Source organism: uncultured Gelidibacter sp. (genome assembly GCF_947500795.1).
Lineage (GTDB): Bacteria > Bacteroidota > Bacteroidia > Flavobacteriales > Flavobacteriaceae > Gelidibacter.
Map to the genome: position 1 here is coordinate 1 of NZ_CANMTE010000009.1, position 25,628 is coordinate 25,628.

22 protein-coding genes are annotated in these 25,628 nt (G+C 35.9%); 19 read left to right on the forward strand and 3 right to left on the reverse strand.

Annotated elements, in window-relative coordinates:
• Positions 1-188: 188 nt before the first annotated feature.
• The 17 genes from Q0947_RS14705 (at position 189) to Q0947_RS14785 (ending at position 19,588) form a co-directional block, all read left to right on the forward strand.
• Entirely contained in the window at positions 189-974 is a 786-nt protein-coding gene (locus Q0947_RS14705) for an FkbM family methyltransferase (protein ID WP_299399484.1), read from the forward strand.
• Between the two features lies 1 nt (position 975).
• Complete coding sequence (locus Q0947_RS14710; protein ID WP_299399487.1) at positions 976-2,001, forward strand: glycosyltransferase; 1,026 nt, start codon at positions 976-978, stop codon at positions 1,999-2,001.
• Positions 2,002-2,291: 290 nt separating this feature from the next.
• On the forward strand, positions 2,292-3,488 hold the full coding sequence (locus Q0947_RS14715; RefSeq protein ID WP_299399490.1) for an asparagine synthase-related protein: 1,197 nt from the start codon (positions 2,292-2,294) through the stop codon (positions 3,486-3,488).
• Positions 3,485-4,477, forward strand: a complete 993-nt coding sequence (locus Q0947_RS14720; protein ID WP_299399493.1) for a glycosyltransferase family 2 protein — start codon at positions 3,485-3,487, stop codon at positions 4,475-4,477. The genes Q0947_RS14715 and Q0947_RS14720 overlap by 4 nt, the downstream gene beginning before the upstream one ends.
• A gap of 1 nt (position 4,478) precedes the next feature.
• A complete protein-coding gene (locus Q0947_RS14725) occupies positions 4,479-5,048 on the forward strand; it encodes a hypothetical protein (protein ID WP_299399496.1) in 570 nt (189 codons plus the stop codon).
• A gap of 3 nt (positions 5,049-5,051) precedes the next feature.
• Positions 5,052-6,143 carry a glycosyltransferase gene (locus tag Q0947_RS14730; RefSeq protein ID WP_299399499.1) on the forward strand — a complete coding sequence of 364 codons (1,092 nt, stop codon included), beginning with the start codon at positions 5,052-5,054 and terminating at the stop codon, positions 6,141-6,143.
• A 130-nt stretch (positions 6,144-6,273) separates the two neighbouring features.
• On the forward strand, positions 6,274-7,188 hold the full coding sequence (locus Q0947_RS14735) for a hypothetical protein (protein WP_299399502.1): 915 nt from the start codon (positions 6,274-6,276) through the stop codon (positions 7,186-7,188).
• Positions 7,185-8,369, forward strand: a complete 1,185-nt coding sequence (locus Q0947_RS14740; RefSeq protein WP_299399505.1) for a glycosyltransferase family 4 protein — start codon at positions 7,185-7,187, stop codon at positions 8,367-8,369. Before Q0947_RS14735 ends, Q0947_RS14740 begins: the two co-directional genes overlap by 4 nt.
• The gene (locus Q0947_RS14745; protein WP_299399508.1) at positions 8,366-9,208 is read left to right on the forward strand and encodes a glycosyltransferase; all 843 of its coding nucleotides are present in this window, start codon (positions 8,366-8,368) and stop codon (positions 9,206-9,208) included. The genes Q0947_RS14740 and Q0947_RS14745 overlap by 4 nt, the downstream gene beginning before the upstream one ends.
• 524 nt (positions 9,209-9,732) lie before the next feature.
• A complete protein-coding gene (locus Q0947_RS14750; RefSeq protein WP_299399511.1) occupies positions 9,733-10,821 on the forward strand; it encodes a glycosyltransferase family 4 protein in 1,089 nt (362 codons plus the stop codon).
• A gap of 34 nt (positions 10,822-10,855) precedes the next feature.
• Positions 10,856-12,181 (forward strand): glycosyltransferase family 2 protein, encoded by a 1,326-nt coding sequence (locus Q0947_RS14755; protein ID WP_299399515.1) that lies wholly within the window; start codon positions 10,856-10,858, stop codon positions 12,179-12,181.
• Positions 12,182-12,323: 142 nt separating this feature from the next.
• On the forward strand, positions 12,324-13,415 hold the full coding sequence (locus Q0947_RS14760) for a glycosyltransferase family 4 protein (protein ID WP_299399519.1): 1,092 nt from the start codon (positions 12,324-12,326) through the stop codon (positions 13,413-13,415).
• Positions 13,412-14,536, forward strand: coding sequence for a glycosyltransferase (locus tag Q0947_RS14765; protein WP_299399522.1), 1,125 nt, complete (start codon positions 13,412-13,414; stop codon positions 14,534-14,536). The genes Q0947_RS14760 and Q0947_RS14765 overlap by 4 nt, the downstream gene beginning before the upstream one ends.
• Before the next feature lie 128 nt (positions 14,537-14,664).
• Positions 14,665-15,426: a transglutaminase-like domain-containing protein gene (locus Q0947_RS14770; protein ID WP_299399526.1), complete on the forward strand. Its 762-nt coding sequence runs from the start codon at positions 14,665-14,667 to the stop codon at positions 15,424-15,426.
• 91 nt (positions 15,427-15,517) lie between these two features.
• On the forward strand, positions 15,518-16,882 hold the full coding sequence (locus Q0947_RS14775; RefSeq protein ID WP_299399529.1) for an O-antigen ligase family protein: 1,365 nt from the start codon (positions 15,518-15,520) through the stop codon (positions 16,880-16,882).
• Entirely contained in the window at positions 16,833-17,852 is a 1,020-nt protein-coding gene (locus Q0947_RS14780) for a glycosyltransferase family 4 protein (RefSeq protein WP_299399532.1), read from the forward strand. Before Q0947_RS14775 ends, Q0947_RS14780 begins: the two co-directional genes overlap by 50 nt.
• A gap of 344 nt (positions 17,853-18,196) precedes the next feature.
• Entirely contained in the window at positions 18,197-19,588 is a 1,392-nt protein-coding gene (locus Q0947_RS14785; protein WP_299399536.1) for an exopolysaccharide biosynthesis polyprenyl glycosylphosphotransferase, read from the forward strand.
• A gap of 326 nt (positions 19,589-19,914) precedes the next feature.
• Here Q0947_RS14785 and lnt read toward each other — a convergent pair whose 3' ends face one another.
• Positions 19,915-21,504: an apolipoprotein N-acyltransferase gene (gene lnt, locus Q0947_RS14790; RefSeq protein ID WP_299399540.1), complete on the reverse strand. Its 1,590-nt coding sequence runs from the start codon at positions 21,502-21,504 to the stop codon at positions 19,915-19,917.
• A gap of 190 nt (positions 21,505-21,694) precedes the next feature.
• On the reverse strand, positions 21,695-22,765 hold the full coding sequence (locus Q0947_RS14795; protein WP_299399543.1) for a PorV/PorQ family protein: 1,071 nt from the start codon (positions 22,763-22,765) through the stop codon (positions 21,695-21,697).
• A gap of 207 nt (positions 22,766-22,972) precedes the next feature.
• On the opposite strand from Q0947_RS14795, the gene Q0947_RS14800 reads away from it, so the two are divergent.
• On the forward strand, positions 22,973-23,728 hold the full coding sequence (locus Q0947_RS14800; RefSeq protein ID WP_299399546.1) for a CDP-alcohol phosphatidyltransferase family protein: 756 nt from the start codon (positions 22,973-22,975) through the stop codon (positions 23,726-23,728).
• Positions 23,729-23,766: 38 nt separating this feature from the next.
• Positions 23,767-24,642 carry a DUF808 domain-containing protein gene (locus tag Q0947_RS14805; protein WP_299399549.1) on the forward strand — a complete coding sequence of 292 codons (876 nt, stop codon included), beginning with the start codon at positions 23,767-23,769 and terminating at the stop codon, positions 24,640-24,642.
• A gap of 226 nt (positions 24,643-24,868) precedes the next feature.
• On the opposite strand, the gene lptB is transcribed toward Q0947_RS14805, so the two are convergent.
• Positions 24,869-25,609, reverse strand: coding sequence for an LPS export ABC transporter ATP-binding protein (gene lptB / locus Q0947_RS14810; protein WP_299399552.1), 741 nt, complete (start codon positions 25,607-25,609; stop codon positions 24,869-24,871).
• Positions 25,610-25,628 lie beyond the last annotated feature (19 nt).

Below are 25,628 nucleotides of genomic sequence, written 5' to 3' on the forward strand. Positions count from 1 at the left end.
TGCTCTTTCTCATAATACTGTCTAAATTAAGATAATTATTCTACTTTTAAACAGTTCGGTTTTAGGGGAAGCTTACATTACGCCCAGTTGAATTATATTTTAAAAAATAAACATGGTACAGCTACTTATAATGTTCTATCATTTATTTTCAAACACGTTTTTTTATTTTTAATGTTAAACTAAATACTATGTTTGAGCTATTTAAAATATTTTATACTTATAAATATCAAGGTCTAAAGGAGTTTATTAAACTTCAACTTGGGCATATTAAGTATATGAAGTTTAAAGATGACACCACAATTACTATTTTTATCCCGCACTACAAACAAACTATCTACTTGCGGCGTTATACGTCCGATCAATCCACTTTTAGACAAATATTTGATGCTAAAGAATATGAAATAGACTATCCCTTTATTCCACGAGTTATTATTGATGCTGGAGCCAACGTGGGTTTGGCAGCCGTGTATTATTCTCAACGTTATCCTAAAGCTAATATATATTCTATAGAGCCTGAACTTTCGAATATTTCGGTATTACAAAAGAATATAAAGTCCTATAACAATGTAATATGTTTGCAAAATGCCTTGCATCATACAGAGAATAAAACTTTGGAAATTTTAGATGAGGGGTTAGGGAAATCGGGATTTATAACTAAATCGGCATCAGAAGTGAAGGAGGCTAAATCTATTGTAGCTTCTGTTAAAACAATTAGTGTTCAGTCTTTGATGAAAAAAGAGCATATAGAAATTATAGATATATTGAAAATTGATATTGAGGGGGCAGAAATATCACTTTTTGAAAAGAACTATGAAAGTTGGTTACCGAAAACACGTTGTTTGATTATAGAATTGCACGATAGGTTTTATCCAGGATGTCAAGATCGCGTTTTTTCTGCCATGAATAAATATAAATTCTCTCATTTTAAAAAAGGTGAAAATTTAGTATTTTTTAATGAGGAATTAATAAATTAGAATGATGCACGCACACCCCAAAATTACGGTGGTCATGCCGGTTTATAATTGTGCTGCCTATGTAGCTGAAGCCATTGATAGTATTCTTGGTCAAACTTATTCTGATTTTGAGTTTATTATTATAGACGATGCTTCTACAGATACTACGCTTTCTATAGTTAAATCTTTTAATGATTCACGAATCCAGATTGTTGAAAAACCCAAAAACACAGGGTTGACTAATAGTTTAAATATAGGGTTGTCCCTGGCAAAAGGGAGGTTTATTGCACGTATGGATGGTGATGACATAAGTTTGCCTAATAGATTTGAACTGCAAGTGGCTTTTATGGAGCACCATACGCAAACAATTGCATGTGGAACTAATTACAGTATCCTGAACACAGGCGAAATCAAAAGTTTACCATTAAGTAATGAGGACACAAAGGCACAGTTATTATATAAGAGTTGTTTTGCGCATCCCACTGTGATGCTTCGAAAGTCCAAGTTAGATCGTCATCATCTTGCTTATTCGCCCGAAAAAGAACCCTCTGAAGATTACGATTTTTGGGTACGGCTTATGCAGTTTGGAGAGTTACGAAATCTACCTGAAGTATTACTAAGGTATAGGGAGCATAAATGTCAAGTGTCGAAGAGCAGGCATCAGATAAAAAAAAGGCATAATTTAGAAATTAAATTGAATGCGTTATCATACATTGACTATAACTGGACTGATCAGGACATCTTCTTATTAAGAAAACTGCTTTTTAGAGAAGAGATTTTAAGTAAGGATGAAATTGCCAAATATCAAGTTTTAAAAAGAAATATCGTTAATTCCAACACATTTTACTCCAAGGAAGGACTTCTAAACTATTTTGATATTATAGAAACAAGGATGCTTAAGGATTATTTTCTTAAAAGAACATTATTTAATTTACAGACCTTTATGGATTATATTAAAATAAACAAGATTTGGGGTTTTAGGTTGCCATTATTAGTTGAAATTAAGTTGTTAGTTAAATCGATTATTAAATACAAAATTTCACTTTGAATTAATTTAGTCCTACAGAGATATATTAATGTAGTATAAAACTGATAATTGGTTTTGTAGTGCATCATGACTAAATCTATTCTTATCTTCGCCTTATGCCAGTTATAAAGACCTCTATATTACCTTCACAACAACAATTTGCTAAAACTAAAGCTAGTCATGAATTACATTTAGAAGCTCTATGCATTTTTGTGGCTACAGGTTTTTTTATGGATGATGACACCCATTTAAAAAACGTGAAATGTCTTTTGCCAGCTCATGAATACACATTGGATTCTCAAGGTTACATAGTGGATAAAAACCAATATTTTAAATGGTATTATGAGCCTAAGAAAGCAAGTTTTGATGAGATACTTGAAGATTATATTGAGCTTTTAACTAAAATAATGAGTGAACAATCTCAAGGAAGACAAATTATACTGCCCTTGTCAGGAGGGCTAGACAGTAGAAGTCAAGCTAAAGTTTTAAAAGATTTAGGAGCAAATGTCCAGTCTTATAGTTATGAATTTAAGGATGGTTACCCAGAAACCAAAATTGCAGAAAAAATAGCACAAAATTGCGGATTTGAATTTACGGCGCTCAAAATACCAAAGGGATATTTATGGAATAAAATTGATGATATTGCAAAGCTAAATGGTTGTTTTTCAGAGTTTACACACCCCAGGCAAATGGCAGTTTTAGAACAGCTTAAGCAATTTAATGGTGTGTTTTCTTTGGGACATTGGGGCGATGTGTTTTTCGACCGTGGAGCCCCAGAAGGTATTGGTCATGCAGATATAGTGCCGATGCTTTTAAAAAAAATGGTAAAACCTAAAGGGATGGAATTAGCCTCCATTTTATGGAATACTTGGGGGTTGGATGGTACCTTTAGCGACTTCCTTATTTCCCGAATTGAGGCCGCTTTGGCCAATATAGCCATAGATAATGTTAGCGCCAAAGTACGTGCATTTAAAACTAGCCAATGGGCACATCGGTGGACAACAACAAACCTCTCTGTTTTTGAGGCAGCCCACCCAATAACTTTACCGTACTACGATGATAGGATGTGTCGATTTATATGCACTATTCCAGAGTCTTATTTGGCTGATAGGAAGTTGCAAATTGCTCATTTACGTCAAGATAAAGTTCTTTCAAATATCACTTGGCAAGCTCAAAGACCCTTTAATTTAAATAATTACTCTTTTAATAGACCTCCTTATAATTTGCCATATAGATTTGTTAATAAGTTACAACGGGAAACTAATCAGATGTTTGGCAGACATTATGTGCAGCGTAATTGGGAACTGCAATTTTTGGGCGATACGAATGACCAAAAGTTGAGAGGTTTTTTGTTTTCCCAAGAGTTAAATGAATTGATACCTGAAAATATTGTCAGGGAATTTTATGATAAGTTTACAAATTTGGATAGGGTTAAATACTCACATCCAATTAGTATGATGCTAACTTTGGCACTTTGGCAAAAACACTTTAATAACTTTAGCTCATGAAGGTTTCTGTTATTATTCCCGTCTACAATGGTGGCAAGTTTATAGAAAAGTCATATTATTCTATCATTAACCAAACTCTTGATGATTTTGAAATTATTTATGTAGATAACAATTCTACAGATGACAGTGTTGAAAAAATCTTGAGATTAATTAATCAAAATCCTAAAGTAAGGCTCTTATACGAATCAAAACAAGGTGCCGCATCAGCAAGAAATATAGGCATTAAAAATGCTTTAGGAACGTACATTTATGTATTTGATGTTGATGATGAAATTTACCCTAATGCATTGAGTAAAATGGTTTCGGTTTTGGAGAAACACCAAAGCATAGAAGCCGTTTTTGGTAAGCTTGTTAAATCCGATGAAGGGATTGATAACACGCTAAAACCAACCGATGAGACCGACAATATAATTTTTAAAGAAAAGCCTTTTTGGGGGTTAACTTGGTTTTATGATTTGAATACGGTCGTAGGGCCACCTGGTTTTCTGTATAGAAGAAACGTATTTGATAAAATTGGATTTTATAATGAAGAATTAATTACAGTTGAAGATACAGCCCTAGATATTAGATTGGGGATGCTCTGTAATATAGCTTTTTTAGATACCTATGTCTATCTATATTTCAAACACCAACAGTCTTCTATCGAAGTTTCTAAACGAGAAGGGACACAGATATTTCACTTATGGTCTAGATTGATAAAATCTGAATTGCAATTGTATTTTGAACAAGAGGTTCCATTAGAATATAAACAACACTTATTTGGCCAATTATTTAGTACTATGGGCAAAATTGTAGGTAGGACTAAGGGATTTAAAAAACGGTTTAATGTCTATTATCAAATACCTTCAGACATACAGCCAATCCATTTGCCCAATATGATTCGTGTTTATTTAATTATTTTAGTTTTTTTTCCTTTTCAGATTTTACTTAAGTTTTATGTATATTACTTCTCTAAGTGGTATGTTAAAAACAATATCCAAAAATATTGACATGAAATTTATCAAACACATTTTAAAAAAAATAATTCTAAATCGTCTTTTTAAAAAGTATGTATTGAATGATGTCATAATAAAAGAAGATATTGAACAAACGATAAAAGTACGTGGCTGTAATGTTAGGCCAGACTCACTTCAAAAACAGTATGAGCATCTCATGATTTATTATCCTGAATTTGTTGTTGTTTTCTTTTGGAGAATAAATCAAAAACCTAAATATTGGACAAAACTTTTTTTTAAAGACTATCATTGTAAACTATTTGGGAGTTCGCAAATTAAAGGAGGCCTAAATTGCTATCACCCTTTTGCGACAGTTATCAATGCGAAATCCATTGGTCAAAATTTCCAATTTAGGAATAGTTTGACAATAGGTAATAAATGCGATGATAATTCAATGCTGCCCGTTATTGGGGATAATGTTACCGTAGGTGCGAATGTGGTTATAATTGGCGGTATAAATATAGGTAATCATGTCACAATCGGAGCTGGGTCGGTAGTTGTTAAAGATGTACCCTCCCATTGTGTGATTGCGGGTAATCCGGCAATGGTAATTAAAACATTGTAGAATATGGGGAAACGCATTCGTATTCTTTACACTATTCCTAATTTTAACACTGCAGGGAGCGGTAAAGTCCTTTATGATTTGGTAAATCATATTGACAAGGATAAGTTTGAAATAGAAATAGCTTGTGAAAATTCTGACGGCTATTTGTTTGAAACGATTGAGAGTCTAGGTGTGCCCATCAGGATTTTTAAAACTAAAACCACTTACAGACCTTATTCATCACTCTTATTTCGGATAGTGACAATTTCTAGGTTTTATCGAACACATCATTATGACATAGTACATTCTTGGCAATGGAGCAGTGATTGGACCGAAGCTTTGGCAGCAAAATTAGCCAGTACCAAATGGATTTATACAAAAAAAGCCATGGGATTTGATAACAAGCACTGGCATATTAAAACGTTTCTTGCAGATTTTATCGTTACCATCAACGACGAGATGCATCATTATTTTCCATGGAAGAGGCGCCAAAGCTTAATTCCGCTTGGAATAGATACTGAATACTATAATCCGAAACAATTTAAAGTTAATAATCGACTAGATGATTCAGAATTCCATATCATAACAGTTGCAAATTTAGTACCTGTAAAAGGGATTGAAATTTTAATAGAAGCTATTCTTATGCTAAATGATACAAATATAAAACTAACCGTTTTGGGTGATAACGATTCTGATTATGGACATATGATGATGGCCTTAATAGAAGATTTAAAGATTCAAGGACAAATTCAATTTTTAGGAAAAAAATTAGATGTGCGTCCGTTTATAGCAGCGTCAGACCTCTACGTAATTCCTACTTTGAATGAAGGCAGAAAGGAAGGGATGCCAATGGCTTTAGTAGAGGCGATGAGCATGGCGACACCCGTATTAGGATCAGATATATCAGGAATCAACTTTGTCTTGAAGGACTTTAAAGAATTACTGTTTCAAGCTGGAAATGCCGAACATTTAGCTGAAAAAATTCAAGGGATTCAGAAAAATAGTGTTGAAAAACGACAAGTTATAGGTGAAAAATTAAGAGTATATTGTGTTTCAAACTTTTCGATTGAATCATTTATAAAAGCTCATGAACGATTATACAGTGAAATTGTTTAAGTAGATTCATTATTGAATTACCAGTTTTAGATATACCTTCAAATTAGTACGAAGATTAGCTTTTTGAATTGGGGTTTAAATGATTGGTATTTAGTTTTTTTGTAAAAGTATTTAAACTAGTAAAATATTTATGTTACATTTTTTATACAATCTATTTTTGGTTAGAAAAAATGTCAAGAAAGAGAACGGTCCACAAAAGTGGTGTTATTGGTACTTGTACAAATTTTTAAAAAGAGCTTTACCATTTTATTATAGGAACCTTTCTAGTAGAAATCTAAAAACAGACTCAACAAGCAACATTATTGTTAGCTTGACTTCGTTTCCAGACAGAATCCCAATGGTATTTATAGCTATTAAAAGCATTATGCTACAAACTTATAAACCACAAAAAGTTGTACTATGGCTGGGAAGTAATAAATTCCCTAATAAAGAAAGGGATTTGCCTGAATCCTTATTGCAGTTAAGAAAAGTAGGGTTAGAGATTTTTTTTGTTGATGACTTAAAACCGCATACCAAATATTATTATGCTTTCAAAAAATACCCGAATAATCTTGTTGTTACCATTGATGACGATTGGATTTATCCAATTTCAATGTTAGAAACAGTGTTAATCCACCATCTAAAAAACCCTAATTGTGTTATTGCGAACCGCGTTCGTGAGATTGGTGTTTCAAATGGCATATTAACGAATTATAGGAGTTGGGATATAAACAAATTGAATCATAGTGAGCCTTCAACCAAATTATTGGCAACAGGAGTAGGAGGGGTGTTGTATCAGCCTTTCCTTTTTGATGAAGCACTATATGATATAACCAAAATTAAGAGGATGGCACTCAATGCTGACGATATATGGTTAAAAGCAAATGAGATGATCAGTCATATTCCTGTCGTTTTTACAAATCGTTATTTTTCATCATTTATAGAAATTCCAAATTCTCAATCCAATAGCTTATATATGTCTAATGTTTTTGAGGCTCAAAATGATATGCAGATTGCAAATACCTTTAGTTTTTTTGGGATTACCGCAAAATCTTTTAACTCATGAAAATAGGTCTCGTTCTGCCAGCCCTACCGGGATATTCTGAGACGTTTTTCAGGAATAAAATTTTAGGATTGCAAAACCACGGAATTAAAGTTGTTTTGTTTGTTAATCATGACAAAAATAGAACTCACTATTTAAATTGTAAGGTTTATCAAGCTCCGAAACTAAATGGCAGCATATTTACTAAAGTTTTCAATGTCATATGGGTGATGATGAGAGCACTGTTTATAACACCTAAAAAAACATATGCTTTATTTCTTTTAAATAAGCAAGACAATTTTTCATTAAAAGAAAATTTCAAGAATATCATCACAAATCAGTTTTTATTATATCAAAAACTGGATTGGATTCATTTTGGTTTTGGGACAATTGCATTAGGCCGTGAAAATGTTGCAAAAGCAATTGGTGCCAAAATGGCTGTAAGTTTTCGGGGCTTTGACATAGGAGTTTACCCCATTAAGTATCCCAATTGTTATAATAAATTATGGACAAAGCTCGATAAAATACATGTAATTTCAGATGACATAAAAGACTTGGTGTATAGCAATGGATTTAATGATGAATGTACAATTTCAAAAATTACTCCAGCAATTGATGTTTCTTTATTTAGTTTAGAGACCCCTGAAAAAGAAGATAATGATACAGTTCAATTACTTACAGTTAGTAGGTTGCATTGGAAAAAAGGTTTAATACATACGTTAGAAGCTCTGTCCACATTTCGAAAATTTGGAATAGCATTTCATTACACCATAATTGGAAGTGGATCAGAAGAAGAATCTATACAACATGCTATATTTCAATTAAATATGATGGACTGTGTAACACTTTTAGGATTACAAACTCACGCTCAGATTAAAGAACAAATGAAATTGGCAGATATTTATATACAATACAGTGTCCATGAAGGCTTTTGTAATGCAGTTTTAGAAGCTCAGTCAATGGGGCTTTTGTGTGTTGTTAGTGATGCTGAAGGACTTCCAGAAAATATACTCCACTTGGAAACAGGATGGGTTGTGCCAAAACGGAGTCCAAAACTTTTAGCAAATACGCTCCATGATATAATACTATTAGATTCGAGCAAAAAAGAGTTAATAAAACGTAATGCCATCAATAGGGTAAAAGAAAAGTTTAATTCCGAACTGCAAATCCAACAGTTTTTAAAATTTTACAACTATTCTATATGAGAGTCACGATTGGTATACCAACATTTAATAGGGAAGATTTATTAAAAATCATGGCCAAGTCACTATATAATTCAGATTTGAGTGCTGAGACATCTATTAGAGTTTATGACGACTGTAGTACCGAGTATGATAAAGAATATTTAAATTCGATATTCCCAACAGCGGCTTCAATAAATGTAAATTCTAACAATTTACGAGCAGATAAAAATATGTATTTTATGTATGCGGATTTCCTGAAAAATGGTGACGACTATTTTTTTAATGCCGATGCAGATTTGATTTTTAATAAGCATTGGTTAAAAAAGGGACTTGAATTAATTCAAAAAACTGATGGAGTATTATCATTATTTAATACAAATGCACATAAATCATATCAACTTATTGATAATCAATTGTGCCTTAAGGAGACCATTGGAGCGGCTGGCACACTTTTTACTCGTGAACAAGTTTTGAATATAATGGTTTATTTTGATTCAATAGAAAAGGTACAGCGATTTGATTGGCAATGGTGCAACTATTTAAAAGTTATTGGTGTGAAAATTAATTGTGTAAATCAAAGTTTGGTTCAACATATTGGATATAAAGGTCAAAACTCCCGGTTGTATTTTGATGTTGGGAAAAATTACCAAATTGAATCTCTAGAGGAAGGCCAAGTAGTTCATGATATTTTTGTCAACAGTATTGACGCTATAAGGATTAAGGAATCTGAAAGGGCGATAAAACTATCACAGTTAAATGCAGAAAGGGCAAATGATTTTTGGTATCATTTTAAGCGTTGCATCATTATAGTTTTAAAAGTAATTACACCTTCCAGTTTATATAATAAATTGAAATCATAAAATATTAAACTCATGATTTTATTATAACTTTTTAAAGAATTAGGTATTTGTAATAAATCTCAAAATGATATTATAAATGAATGTTGTTGAATATCCGAATGTTTAATACAATTCAAAAAAAGATAAATCATAGTTTTTATACCATTAAACCTTTTTTGGAGTGCTCTTTAGTATCTTGCAGCTGCCTATGGTGATGGTTCAGGTGATGAGGTGTTGGCGCTTGGTGGGTGAGGTGTAGAAACAGGGGGTATTTACTTGTGTCCGATACAATTGATTGGAAACGAAATATCGTATGGTAGAGAATATAAGGAATGACATCAGTGGGTAATATTTTAATGGATTTCCCCAAACAATTAAATCAAGAAGGTTTAGATAATTTGTTTTTTTAAAAGCGTAAGTTGTAGATGGAAAAACTAACAATGTTAGGTTTTTTTGCAGCCCAAAATTATAAGCTACAACATGATTTTAATTGAAAATTAAACAAAATAATACTAGTCAGAATTTTGAATTAAATCAATAGGAGGTTGAAAATTTTAATTTTATACACCTACAATAAAGGTTTGTTATCTAGTTTTTTTCAGGAATTATCCATGAAATTATCTTTGGAAGGTTATGATGTTGTCAACTTTTATTTAAAACATAAAACAGAGACGTTTATTCAAGACGGAGTCTCATTTTATGGAAAAAAACGGGGAGGCTATTTTAGGAATTATTTAAATATTTATAAAATAGTAAAACAAACACAGCCTGATATAATAGTGTCAAATTTTAGCTATGTTAATCCAGCTCTTTTATTTGGGAGTATTCTAGGTGTGAAGAAAAATATAGTTTGGTTTCATACTGTATACGGCCATAGTAGACCTAATAAGTTGAAAATTATTATTAAAAAGCGATTCTTAAAATTGGCAGATTTAGTTATTGCTAATTCTGAAATACTTCAAAAAGAAATGCAAGAAGTTTATAACATGCCTAGCCATAAAACTTGTTCAATTGCTTTTTGGACAAATATTTCTAACCATCAATCAAATTCCGATCTTTTATACAGAGAGAGGAAAGAAAATGTTTTATACATAGGTTGTCCAGGTCGTTTAGTTGCTGATAAAAACCACGCTTTGGTAATAAAGGCAATTGCCGCACTAAAGCAAACAACAAATAAAACTCTGCGACTGTACATTGCGGGCAACGGTGTTTTTAAAAATGAATTACAACAGTTGGTAAAAGACTTACATTTAGAGGAAAATGTTGTATTCTTAGGGCTGCTAGATGTGAGCGAAATGATTGCATTTTATAAGGCAATGGATGTGGTTGTGTTGCCAAGTTTTCACGAAGCCTTCGGGCTGGTATTTATAGAAGCCATAGCCTTAGGGACTCCAGTTTTGGTATCCAATGCATTTGGTGCATTAGATTTTATTGATAGGAATAGATTTCCATTGCAACACATGAGTTTTAATCCAGAGTCGGTGCAAGATTTATGTGAAAAATTAGATCCATATGTAACGGGTAACGGTTTAGGGTCCAGTTATTTCAAAACCATGTATGAGGCAACTTTTGAAAAAGATGTTATTTATAATCAAGTGAAAACCGCAATTTTAAATAAAAACATGTCCACATAACTTCTTTAATCAATACGCAAACAAGCTTCACTGAATGCCCTTTATATTTTTAAAATATCTCCAACCTACACATTATTTTCGTTTGCCGACGAGGGCCGCCGAAACCGTGTTTCCTATAGTTGCTTGTTTGCCAGAGGAGGTTGTTAAGCAACTACAATGGGATGAAGGCTACACCTCCCAATTGGCTAGAGATTATGATTTTTCTTGGCAGGCTGTACAAGCAGGGTATAGTGGTGGTGCTGAAACGTACAGCAAATTCGAAGTAGTTTCAATACGAGATAATTATCACTTTATTCGTAAACAATTTCATCCTGCTTGGGTGTTTTATGTTATGTTGATGCGTATTGTAACACTCCATAATCCGATTAAGGAGTTGCGTGCATGGTGGCAAACATCGTCTGTTAACCGATCTGATTTCAATTTAAAACCTATAGTTAATCCCGAATGGCAATCCTATACTTCAAATTTAATAGCCAAACACCCTTTGGTCAGCGTTGTCATTCCTACTTTAAATCGTTATGAGTATTTAAGCAATGTTTTAAAGGATTTTGAAAAACAGGATTATGGGCATTTTGAAATTATAGTGGTAGACCAGTCGGAGCCCTTTCAATCTGATTTTTATAAAAGTTTTAATTTGAACCTTCGGGTCATTCGTCAGGAAGAAAAAGCTTTGTGGTTAGCACGGAATAGAGCCATACAGGAAGCTAATGGTGCGTTCATTGCGCTATCTGAGGATGATGTACGCATCCAACCTGATTGGATGTCGACACATTTGAAAGCGTTGGACTTTTTTAAGGCGCAAGTTTCGGCAGGCGTTTTTTATCCAGAAGGACAAAGCATCCCAAAAGAAAGGTCTTATTTTGCATTGGCAACACAGTTCGCTACAGGCAATGCCATGCTTTATAAATCAGTTTTTGAAAAGGTAGGATTGTTCGATCGGCAATTTGAAAAACAACGGATGGGTGATGGTGAGTTTGGTTTACGCTTATATCTAGCCGGCATTAAAAGTATTTCTAATCCGTATGCGAGTTGTATAGATGTTAAAGCAGGAACCGGTGGGTTAAGAGAAATGGGGAGTTGGGATGCTTTTCGACCATCCTCGTTTTTTGCTCCAAGACCAATCCCTAGCGTCTTGTATTATTTTAGAAAATATTACGGCAATTCGGCGGCCCGTGGGGCATTGCTCCGTACGATACCTTTGTCCATTATGCCGTATCAGTTTAAAAAAAACAAACCACTGTTGTTGATTGGAGTGCTCTTAAGTATCTTGCTGCTGCCTGTGGTATTGATTCAGGTGATGAGGAGTTGGCGCTTGGCGAGTGAAAAGTTGAAGGAGGGGGCGCTGATTGATGTGTTGTGAGTTGTTGAACGGATTGCCACGCTGCGCTCGCAATGACGGTTGGTGGAGCTGCGCTCGCAATGACTGAGATTGCTTCGCTACGCTCGCAATGACTGAGATTGCTTCGCTACGCTCGCAATGACTGATTAAATAATTAAACGCGTTGAAGAAAAAGATACTTATCGTGACTTCAGAATTCCCACCACAGCCTGGAGGGATAGGGAATCATGCGTATCATTTGGCGTTGTATTTATCTAAAAACGATTATGAGGTAACTGTGATTGCGGATCAACGAGGGGTGAAACAAGAGGAGAGTGAGTTTGATGTGTGTCTACCGTTTGTAGTTAATCGAATTGCACTGCGTCATCTACGATTGCGGATGTATGTGCATCGGATTATAAAAACTTATAACGGCTTAAAAGGTTCGGATTTTGTGATTGCCACTGGAAAGTTTGCCTTATGGAATGTCGCTTTTTGTTCACTCTTTTACAAGCGCCCCAAAATGGCCGTTATTCATGGCACCGAAGTGAATTTTAAGTTAACTATTTTAAAAAAAACAATTGACCTATCGTTGAAACGTTTTGAAACTATTGTCGCTGTATCTCATTATACGAAACAATTAGTAGCGCATTTAAAACGAGACGTACACGTAATTCCTAATGGCATTGATATAAGCAAGTGGCAAATTGATAATGTCTCTAAAGTTTCATTGAAGGGTTCTCCTGCGTTAACTACAGTGGGGCGGGTGAGTTCTCGTAAAGGGCAATTACAAGTCATTCGATTGTTGCCAGAATTGAAAAATCAATTTCCTGATATTCATTACCATTGCATTGGAATTCCCACAGAAGCCGAAGCGTTTTTAAGTCAAGCGAAAGTGTTAGGAGTAGACGCCAATGTGACTTTTCATGGCGCTGTAGATGATGCCACTTTAAAAGCATCTCTTTTAGCGACGGATGTGTTTGTAATGCTAAGTACAGAGAGCGAGGCCGGCGATGTGGAAGGTTTTGGAATAGCAATTTTAGAGGCCAACGCTTTAGGAATACCGAGCATCGGTTCTAAGGGGTGCGGGATAGAAGATGCCATCAATGATGGTGTTTCTGGGTTTTTGGTTGATGCTCAGGATGTGGCTGCCGTTAGAACGAGTATTAGTGCAATAATAAATCATCCTCAAAAGTTTAAAACACAAGCAAAACATTGGGTTCAGCAACATAGTTGGGACCATATTATAAAACAGTATCTCATACATTTGCCATGAAAACCTTAACCATAATCTCTCATACAGAACACTATCTGCTTCCTGACGGAAGTGTAGTAGGGTTGGGGTCTACAGTGACAGAAATCAATCATCTTTTACAGATTTTCGATAGCATTACGCATGTCGCCATGTTGCACGATTCACCCGCACCACCCAACGCGATGCCTTATCTTTCTGATCAGATAAAATTTGTAGCATTACCTGCGGTTGGTGGGCGTACTGTGAGAGCTAAATTGGGAATCCTATTTCAATCTCCCAAAGTCATTGCGATAATACGTAAGGCTCTTAGAGAATCCGATTATTTTCAATTTAGGGCTCCTACAGGGATAGGTGTGTTTGTAATACCTTATTTATTAGTTTTCAACCGAAAAAAGGGATGGTTTAAATATGCCGGGAACTGGAAACAAAGTGATGCGCCTCTTGCGTATTCAATTCAAAAATGGCTGTTAGAAAAACAATCACGCCCCGTCACTATTAATGGATTTTGGGAAGATCAACCAAAACACTGTTTAAGTTTTGAAAACCCGTGTTTAACTGAACAAGAAATTTTATCAGGGCAAATGGTAATGGCCTCCAAATCATTTCAGATTCCTTTGGAACTCTGTTTTGTCGGGCGGTTGGAAGCGGCTAAAGGTGTAGATCTAATTATTGCGGCAGTAGAGGAGCTAGAATTAGAGGCAAGACAAAAGATAGGTTTGATTCACTTAGTTGGTTCTGGGCCACAAATAGAAACCTATAAAAAACGTGTGGAGGCCTTAAAATTACCTTTTATAATTCATGGCCATCTCTCTCGAACAGAAGTGCATCAAATTTACATGAAATCTCATGGCATTTTATTGCCATCAGAATCAGAAGGCTTTCCAAAAGTGATTGCCGAGGCCATGAATTATGGCTGTATTCCTATAGTTTCTAATGTGTCTTCCATTAGTCATTATATCAAGGACGGTGAAAACGGTTATATAATGCCAACATTAGATGTTTTATCATTGATGCATTGTCTCACCCAATTACTTACTATGGAAGTTACTGTTTATCAACAAATGAAAAACAATTCCGTGACCTATATAAAGCGCTTTAGTTATGATTATTATAACCAACGTTTACTTCAAGAGGTTTTATAGTGATTCATTATATGGGAATATCCTTAGGCCTTTAAATAAAAAATCATATTTTTAACCTGAAGTAATTCTATGTCATTTAGTTAATGGTGCTTAAAAAACTACGTTGGATTTTAAAACGACATCCTTTTTTGTATATCTGCCGATTCTGGTTGTTGTCCAAAAATTCTAGCATTACTGCTATAGAGCCTATTGCTTACAATACTTTGAATGACAAGGCCACCATTCCTAGTACATTTTTTGAAATTAATGACCTTATTTTTGAGTTAGAAAAACCGAGAACAGATCTCGATTGTGTCAAACACATGGTGTTGTGGTTATACCATCACACCAAAGTAGGTCCTGGACTGAGCACCTCGTCAGATCAAGCTCTTAAAATATTACTTTACGGAAAAGGAGGGGTCTGTAGTGATATTGCACAGGTATTCAATAATTTGTGTGTGATTAACGGCATTCAAGTAAGAGAATGGGGTACCACAAGTGCGCCATTTAATAGAACGAATGGAGGTCATTCGTTTAATGAAATTTTTAGTAAGGAATTGCAAAAATGGATTTTAATTGATGCCTCATGGGGCATGTTGTTTTATAGTGAACAAAGCGAGCCTTTATCCGTGATAGAAGTATATAAGTTATCCAGAAATGGACAAAAGGTGCAACACCGTTCATTTGTAGAAGATGTCATTATTGATAAAGAACAAGTCATGAGAAATTACCTTAATTCAAATATTGTCCCATTTTTGATTTGTAATTATAAGAATACTACTTATGATCGTTTTTTAAAATTTGGAAGGCCTTTTGTGCCTGTTTTTATTATCCATGCTACTGTCCTTTTGTTAGGAAAAAGCTACCATTACAAATTTCCATTAGACGATTATAAAAAAATATTTTCCTAATTATGAACTTATTTACCCTAAGAACATAATGGAAACTAATTTAAAATAATTTGCAACCCTATATAAATTCAACGCCCTATAACATTTTAAATTGAAGACTAATATTACCTATATCAGTGTTGTTGGGTTCCATGTGGCTCTAGGTATTTTAATTTATCTCAACGAGAGTCTTGCTAAACTTTATTTTTTTGCGGCACTATTTTATTTCACTTACCGCATTATAGTGGTTTCAGAAAAAGAAAAAACGTTTGAAGTTTTAAAGGCTTGTGCCTATTTTGTTGGTGCTGAGGTGTTTTTAAGGACAACCAAAGGGGCTGTTTCTTATGAAGCAGGAAAATATATGGTCATCCTTTTTCTATTGATGGGGATGTTTTATAAAGGGCTTTCAGGTAAAGGGTATCCCTATTTTATTTACCTCATGTTTTTGATTCCCTCAATTTTTGTTGCTTCTACGACTTTAAGTTTTGATGCCAATTTTAGAACGAACATTGCTTTTGTGTTGAGTGGACCAGTATGTTTGGGACTATCTGCTCTATTTTGTTATGATAAGAAGGTTAGTTTTAAACAGATGTCACATATATTATTATATATGCTGTTGCCTATAATTGCCCATACTGCATATGTGTATTTGTATGCTCCAGATTTGAAAGAAGTTTTGACGAGTACGGGTTCTAACCGAGCGGCGGCTGGGGGCTTTGGGGCAAATCAAGTTGCAAGTGCCTTAGGGCTCGGGATGTTTCTTGTCGCTATTCGAATTTTAATACATTCACCTTCTCTTATAATTAGGTTGTTAAATGTTGGACTTTTAATAGTAATATCCTACAGAGCTGTTGTTACGTTTAGCAGAGGTGGTGTGATAACAGCCGTATTGTGTATCACAATTTTTTTAATATTTTATTATTTTCAAGCAAAACCTAAGGTTAGAAATCAAGTAGTAGGGATTTTTGTTTTGGTAATAGGTTCATTGGCGCTAGCATGGGCTATCAGTTCTAATCAATCGAGTGGTTTGATAGATAAACGATATGCAAATCAAAATGCTGCAGGAATTAAGAAAGAAGATATAACCACAGGACGAATCGAATTATTTTCGAATGAAATAGAAGGTTTTATCGACAGCCCTTTTTTAGGGATAGGTTCAAGTCGCGCTAAAGATCAACGTATTGAAGACGATGGACAAGAAGTTACTTCTCATAATGAAATAAGCCGGACTTTAGCGGAACACGGAATTTTTGGTGTGGTTATTTTGACTATATTGATTTTTAAACCATTGAATATGAGGGTTAAAAATCTGAAAAATTATTATTTTTACGCACTTTTGGCCTTTTGGTTTGCTACAATAAACCATTCCTCTATGCGTATTGCAGCACCAGCCTTCATATATGGACTCGCCTTATTAAATGTAACCAATGAAAAACGTACTCTACGTAGGAAACCATCTCAAGAACTCACAGAGTAACATTGGTTACAGTGCTGTTTTGGGTCCTTTGCTAGAGCAAAGTGGTTACGCCGTGCGTTATACTTCTAGGAAGACTAATAAAGTGCTCAGACTATTGGAAATGTTATGGACAACATTCAGTACTCGTAAAAAAACGGACATCGTACTTATTGACACTTATAGTACTCAGAATTTTTATTATGCGGTGTTGGTGAGTCGATTATGCAAAATTTTGAAGTTGCCTTATGTTCCGATTCTTCATGGTGGTAATTTGCCACACCGTTTAAAGCACTCCCCAAAATTGTCTAAACAGCTTTTTGAACATGCTTCTGTAAGTGTGTCGCCCTCGTTATATTTAAAAGAACGTTTTGAAGCTTTTGGATTTAGAAACGTGGTTTATATTCCGAATGTCATCACCCTAGAAAACTACGCATACAGTCCAAAAACATTTGATTTTCCGAAATTGTTATGGGTGCGCTCCTTTTCTAAAATTTACAACCCTACATTAGCTATCGAGATACTGCATGAGCTCCGAAAACGTGGTTCTAAGGCTAACCTAACCATGGTCGGACCAGATGCGGATGGAAGTTTAGCTGAGGTAAAAGCATTTGCCGATGCTCTTGATGTTGAGGTTACTTTTACTGGCAAACTTGCAAAGTCTGAGTGGATTGCACTTTCCAAAAACTATAATGTATTTATAAACACCACCAATTACGATAATACCCCGGTGAGTGTTATTGAAGCCATGGCATTGGGACTTCCTGTAGTGTCAACAAATGTGGGAGGGATGCCAAATTTAATCAATAATGGTGTGGATGGAATTTTGGTTCCGCCCGATGATAAAGTAGCAATGGCAGATGCAATTTGTGCGCTTTTTGAGAACCCTTCTCATGCTGCGGCTTTAGCGGTTAACGCAAGACTTAAAGTTGAGCAATTTGATTGGGGAAAGGTTCGGGGGCTTTGGGATGAGGTGTTGAGAATAAAGCAATAAGAATAAAGAATAGAGAATAGAGAAAGGGGAATAACGAATACTGAATTTTGAATAGCGAATACTGAATTCTGAATACTGGATTCTGAATACTGGATTCTGAAGACTGAATACTGAGGACTGAATACTGAGGACTGAATACTGAGGACTGAAAACTGAATACTGAATACCGAATGGTTTTGAATTATTAACGGGAATTTCGAAGTCTTCCCAAAATAAAATTTTTATAAAATTTTAATCTTGTCAAAAGAGAAATTATTAATAATTAGACATTTTTTTATAAATTTCTCTAAATTCTTGCATAATTGTGAAGACTTATTATCTTCGCTTGAAGACTATCCTAACTAATGTCAAAGAAAGCCATCCATTTTCAAGTTTCAGAGCGTAAACTTCTGCTCAGAGGTTTCGATTTGCTGATGGTGCTACTCGGACTTTATGTATTGGGACTCTTTTTTGAGAAGGAATTTTTAGAGATCAGTTGGAATAATCGTACGGCCGTTCTTATCCTTCTTTTTTACATCGCTGTTTTCGGGACCGTATTCGAACTCTATGATCTACAGAAATCGAGCAGATTGGATGTAACCTTTAGGAATGTCGTATTTGCAGTTTCTACCGCTGCCATATTGTATTTTTTAACCCCCATATTAACGCCTTTCTTGCCGGATAAACGCCATCAGATCGTCTATTTTTATCTTACCATTATCTTTTCCATCTTTGCTTGGCGAACCGCTTACACAAAGTTAATTGCTTCGCCGCGATTTTATAAAAAGGTATTGTTGGTGGGCGAAGTGGCGCATTTGGACGATTTCGTGAAAGGGCTCGTTCAGGCAGATCCCAATTATAAGATTGTTGGATTTATCAATTGTCATGGTCCAAAGGAAAATGCTCAGAAATCGAGGACCATACAAGAGTACCCACCCCATGCTTTGATGCAGGTCATTAAAGCGCAGAGTATATCGGAAGTAGTTGTAGCGAGTTACGATTCGGAAACGATAACCACAGAAATTTACAACGATTTGATGCTGCTTTTAGAACGTGGATTTACCATTCGCGAGTATACCCAGGTGTATGAAGAAATTACCTATCGCGTTCCGCTACAGTTTATCGGTAAGGATTTTTATAAGTACTTCCCTTTCAGTCGCAGTAATCAGAATACCTTATACCTCTTTTTTAACCGTCTTTTTGATATCCTGTTTTCAGTGTTTGGCTTGTTTTGTGGGCTATTGATGCTGCCGTTTATTCTCGTCGGCAATCTTTGCGGCAATAAAGGTCCTCTGTTTTACAGACAGGAACGCGTTGGTAAAAACGGAAAAGTTTTTAAGATTATTAAACTGCGCACAATGATTGTCAATGCAGAAGCAAATGGGGCGAAGTGGGCTGAATTTAATGATTCCAGAATCACTAAATTTGGAAGGTTTCTAAGGCGCAGTCGGATTGATGAAATTCCTCAGTTTATAAACATACTCAAGGGCGACATGAGTGTTATTGGTCCGCGCCCTGAACGTCCATGCTTTATTAATGAACTCTCACAATCCATTCCGTTTTATGAAACCCGACATATCGTAAAACCTGGACTCACCGGCTGGGCGCAGGTGAAAACAAGGTACGGTGCCTCTGTTGATGAAAGTCATGTAAAGTTACAGTACGATCTTTTCTACATTAAGCATAGAAGCTTCTTTTTGGATCTCAATATTATGGTGAAGACCTTGAGTACGGTGTTGTATTATAGGGGGCAGTAGGGGAGTTGGGATTTACGATTTACGACCCGCCCGAACGTCCGTTTTCGGTACGGGCGGGTTGATGATTTTTGAAGTTGAAATTGAAGCAGAAATTGAAGTTGAAGCTGAATTTGAAAATGAAACTGAAACCGATTTAAAGTTTATTTGTATAATTATAAGTTGTGATATGTAGTAAGTGTGTTTTCAAGAATTCAGAACGAAATTTCAAACTTACATAAACCCATAAACCCATAAACCCATAAACCCATAAACCCATAAACCCATAAACCCATAAACTCCTCAACTCACACCTCCAACCTCACACCTCCAACCTCCAACCTCACACCTCAAGAAACCCTACTCCTTCTAAACATCGTAATCAGAAACACAAATAGTGCTACGAAAATCGCGATGCGTGCTATATAATCGCCGGCGCGTGTGTAGAACGTGATTTTTTCGTTGGTGGTTAATGTGCCTGCCAAAGCGCCTTGTGTATTATAATCTAGGGAAGACATAATTTCTCCCTTGGCATTAATCAGCGCTGAGATGCCTGTGTTGGCACTTCTAACGATATCTCTACGGGTTTCTATCGCTCGTAAGCGGGCATAACTTAAATGTTGCTTATGACCTTGCGTTTCACCCCACCACGCATCGTTTGTGATGATAGCGAGAACAGTAGCGCCATTTTGGACATAACCGGTTACAAACTCGCCGTACACCGACTCATAACAAATGATGGGCGCGGCAATTAAATTTGGATTGTCAGTAGTAAACACACCCCGCTCGTCTTGTGTGGTTTTCATAGCCAGTGTACCTCCTAAATCAATCATAAAATCGCCAATGAGTGGTTTTATAATTTCTTGATACGGTAAAGTCTCGACGCCAACTACCAATTTCGATTTGTGATACAGTTGCACACTATCACTTTTGTTCAGCATCATCGCTGAATTGTAGTCATCATACCAAATTCCGCTGCTATGGTAATTGGACTGTTCTTTTATTTTCGATTTATCGGTAATGAAATTGATAAAAGAGATTCCTGTTAGCAGGTTCATATTGGGATGTTCCGATATGTATGCATCCAGTTTACTTTTAAAGTACATGTCTTCCAGCTGATTGATTTTGACATTATCTGCAAAAACGGTTTCAGGAGCAACCACTAGATCTGTTTTGGATGTGATTTTATCGTCCGTCAGGGTTAATAGCAAATCTGCTACCGCCTCGTTAGGCACATTATACTTTTCAGAATAGGGGTCGATATTAGGTTGTAAAGCGATAACATTTACTTGTTCACCTTCAATGTTGTAACTGTGATAGATGCCTAAAGAGATTAGAATCGGTAAAAAAATTATGCTTACAACGATAATTCCATCTGTTTGAATCGACTTTACCGATTTTTCAGCGGCATACTTTAAGATTCCTTTGTAGATAAGAATATTCACTATCCAAACCCATAAGGTGCCGCCAAAAGTGCCTGTGTATTCGTACCATTGAATCCACGTAAAGTATTCTGAAAATCCATTGCCTAAATTCAACCATGGCCACGAAAAATCCCATCCTAAGTGTAGTTTTTCAAAGGCCATCCATAAACACATTAAAAACAATAAGCTGATGTTGGTTGTTGCACGCTTCGCAATGCTATGGTATAGCACCATCATAATGGACATCAACATGGAGTTGACCAATATGGCAAAACTAGCACCAAACACGTCCGCATATTGCAGCCAGTTTGTAGTAATATAATTCCAGATGACAAATCCGAAATAACTGTATCCGAATACGGCCAGTTTTTTCCAGCGAATTTCTGAAACCCTGACACGCTGTTCCATCATCAATAATGGGACAAAACCTATAAAAAGCAAGAGAGGAACGCCATAAGTAGGCCAACCTAAAGCTAAGATGAATCCTGAGAGTATGGCTAATAAGAAATTTTTCATTGGGTAAATTTACAAACTAATTGGTTAGGATGGAATATGGAGGATTGGGAATATAGAATAGAGAATAGAGAATAGAGAATAGAGAATAAAGAATTAAGATACAAGTATTAAGAATTAAGAACCAAGAATCAAGAATCAAGAACCAAGAAACTTGAAACATAAAACCTGAAATCAAAAACCTGAAACAAAATTATCTAAACACGCTGAAATCTAATTTTAATGAAAACACGTTAGAGTAGAGGGCAGCACTTTGATCGCCAATATCTGTAAACGCATAGTCGATTTGAATGCCTCGGTATTTGAATCCGACTCCAAAATTAGGCTGAAAGCTTAAATTTTCAGAATTATCAAGTTGGAGTTCATTTTGGAAATTACCCACGCCCGCTCTTAAAAATACCAATTCAGTGTATCCAAATTCGAAACCTAAAGACGGGGTGATGCTTGCAAATGAGGTTGAAAACACATCATTATTTTGCTCAAAACGTACATTAAGATCTAATGCGGTGACTAGGGAATAATCATAGTGAAACACAAACTTTTTAGACATGCCTAGTTGTAATTTCGGAATAGTCAACTCGGTCGATTCAGGAACTTCCTGATTTTGGCCTTCCACAGCATCTTCAATGGCGGCGAGCTTTTCCTTATCGAAAGTCCAAGCGTTAAATGTCGTAGTAATATCTCTTGCCATCACTCCAAATTTCCAATCGTTTTGAGATTGAAACTGAATGCCCGCATCGAGTCCGAATCCCCAGGACGAAGCAAAATCACCAATAATGCGTCGGATGACCTTGGCATTCACGCCATAGCTAAATCCGTCCAACGGAATCTTGCGCGCATAAGAAAAGGTTAGTCCATAATCGGCCGTAGAAAAGAGATTAATCCGATCATAATTAATGTTGCCTTGGTCGTCAAGCAACTGCGTGGTATCTAAAATATCATCTACTCCAAATCGTATCAACGAGATGCCTACCGCACTTCGGTCATCGATTGGCATCGCAAATGCGAGATAATTATAATTGGCAATATTCGCAAAATAACTCGAGTGCATCAACGCTATTTGGTTGTCCTCCAGCTTGGTCAATCCAGCAGGATTCCAATACCCTGAGTTTACATCTGCAGATTGTGACACCACGGCATTACTCATTCCTAAGGCAGCAGCATCTACACCAATATTCATAAATTCATTGGAATATTTACGTGCTTTCTGGCCATAAGCAAGAATTGTCAATAGGAAGACTACAACAAAGGCACGTGTTTTCAATAGCGATAATTTTTACAAAGATGCATATTATTTTTATTCTATATCACTTCAAGGGCACGGCAATGTTGTCGCTAAAAAAGGCATTTACGGTCAAAGAAAAAATTAAATAACGTAGACCGCCATTTTTTTGACGAAATAAGCATTCAATTATGCCTCATAAGCATTTTCTTATAAAAATAGTTTGTTATTTTTACACAAACTTACACCATGGCTATAAAAAGACATCTTCCGAATATCATCACGCTACTCAATCTGTTTTGCGGTAGTATCGCGGTATTATTTGCCGTTCAGAATAATTTTGTTGCCGCAGCACTTTTTGTGTTTTTAGGCATCTTCTTCGACTTTTTTGATGGACTTGTTGCCAGAAAACTGAATGTCCAAAGTCCCTTAGGTCTCCAATTGGATTCCTTAGCGGACATGGTGACCAGCGGATTGGTGCCGGGGATTGTCATGTTCAAGTTACTGACTTTAGCAACCAATAGCAGCACTTTTATGATTGGTGACGAGTGGGGAAGTGCATTGCACTGGGTTTCTATTAGTTTTTCGCCATTAGCATTAATAGGATTGTTTATAACCTTGGCGTCCGCATACCGATTGGCAAAATTCAATTTGGATGAAGATCAGCAGACGACATTTACCGGATTGCCAACACCTGCCAATGCCTTGTTGATTATTTCCCTGCCATTGATTATGGAATTCCAGAACAGCAATGCCATAAATGCTGTTATCTTAAATCCATGGTTTCTGGTGGCCATGACATTTTTAAGCTGTTACTTGCTCAATGCGAACATCAAATTGTTTGCCTTGAAGTTTAAGGATTGGAGTTTTAAAAACAATGCCGTCCGTTATATCTTCATTATTTTATGTGCGATTTTTATCATATTGTTCAAATTTGTTGCCATACCGATCATCATCGTTTTTTACGTCTTATTATCTTTGTTTTCTAAAACTTTAACAAGGTAAGTTTAAACAAACTCGTACTTACACTATAACAAGACGCTATGGCTTCAGGATTTTTTGCATTACTAGATGATATTGGTGCCCTTATGGACGATGTAGCCGCTATGGCTAAAATTTCTACTAAAAAAACTGCCGGAATTTTAGGTGATGATTTGGCTGTAAATGCGGAAAAAGCTTCTGGATTTGTAGCCTCACGAGAAATTCCTGTGCTTTGGGCCATAACAAAAGGCTCCTTTGTAAATAAACTCATTATTTTGCCTGTTGCTTTCTTGCTCAGTGCCTTTTTGCCTGTAGCAGTAACGGTCATCTTGATATTAGGAGGTATTTACTTGGCTTACGAGGGTGCAGAAAAAATTTATGAATATTTGGTTCCACATCACGATGGTGTTGAAGCGGTGCAGACTGAAGGCTTGTCAGAGGCTGATATCCTTGAAATAGAAAAAACCAAAATCAAGTCCGCTATTGTCACTGATTTTATTTTATCTGTAGAAATTGTAATTATCGCTTTGGGGAGTGTTGTTGGTCAATCGCTGCTCATTCAAATTTTAGTGGTGAGTATTGTGGCGCTGATTGCCACTGTAGGTGTTTATGGAATTGTGGCTTTAATTGTCAGAATGGACGATTTTGGATACCGGTTGATCCGCTTAAATGATAAGGATAAGAGTACTTCTGATTTCTTCGGTCACTTATTGGTAAATGCCTTGCCTTGGGTGATTAAAAGCTTAGGTGTGATTGGAACAATAGCCTTAATCTTAGTGGCTGGTGGTATTTTTGCTCATAATTTAGAGTTTTTACACCATTTCTTAGAGTCTTGGCCATCCATCATTAAAGAGTTTGTGATTGGGCTTGCCTTTGGGGCAGTGGCTTTGTTGGTTTTTACGGGGGTAAAGAAGGTGATTGGGGGTTTTAGGAAGTAGGAAGTTTAAAAGTTGAGGAGGTTTAGTGGGGCTAAAGTTTGCTGATTTACCCGGAATAACAGCCTGTTAGGAACTAATATCTTCAGTCTAAAATAGTTTAGTAAGTTTAAAAGTTGAGGAGGTTTAGATGAAAGTTTAGGGAGTTTAAAAGTTTAGGAGGTTTAGGCGTACGTGAGTTGAAAATTTAATCTGCCGAAAGATTCCTATAGCAATGTAAACTGCCACTCTAAAAAAGAATTTTCTTCTTACGTAGCTCGAAATTCTGACCTAAATAGACTTTACGGACCATTTCATCTTCAGCCAATTCTTCTGGCTTTCCTGCTTTTAGAATGTTACCTTCAAACATCAAATAGGTTCTGTCTGTAATCGCCAAGGTTTCCTGAACATTATGGTCGGTAATTAAAATACCGATGTTCTTTTTAGTCAATTGCGCTACAATACGCTGAATATCCTCAACCGCCACAGGGTCAACTCCCGCGAAAGGTTCGTCCAATAGAATAAAGTTAGGGTTCGTGGCTAGTGCGCGTGCAATTTCAGTACGACGACGCTCACCACCCGATAATAAATCGCCTCTACTTTTTCTGATGTGTCCCAATCCGAACTCATCAATCAGAGATTCCATCTTATCAAACTGTTCTTTTTTTGACAATTTCGTCATCTGAAGTACGCTCAGAATGTTGTCTTCAATGCTCAGTTTTCTAAACACTGATGCTTCTTGTGCCAAATAGCCAATACCGTGTTGTGCACGTTTGTACATCGGGAATTTAGTAATTTCCTGATTGTCTAAATGGATCTTTCCGCCATTAGGTTTAATCAAGCCTACAATCATGTAGAAAGAGGTGGTTTTACCCGCTCCATTTGGGCCTAGTAAACCTACAATTTCTCCTTGATTGACTTCTAAAGAGACATTCTTAACCACTTGGCGCCCACCATAGGACTTCATTAAATTTGTTGCACTTAGCTTCATTGACTTTGTTTAATAGAAC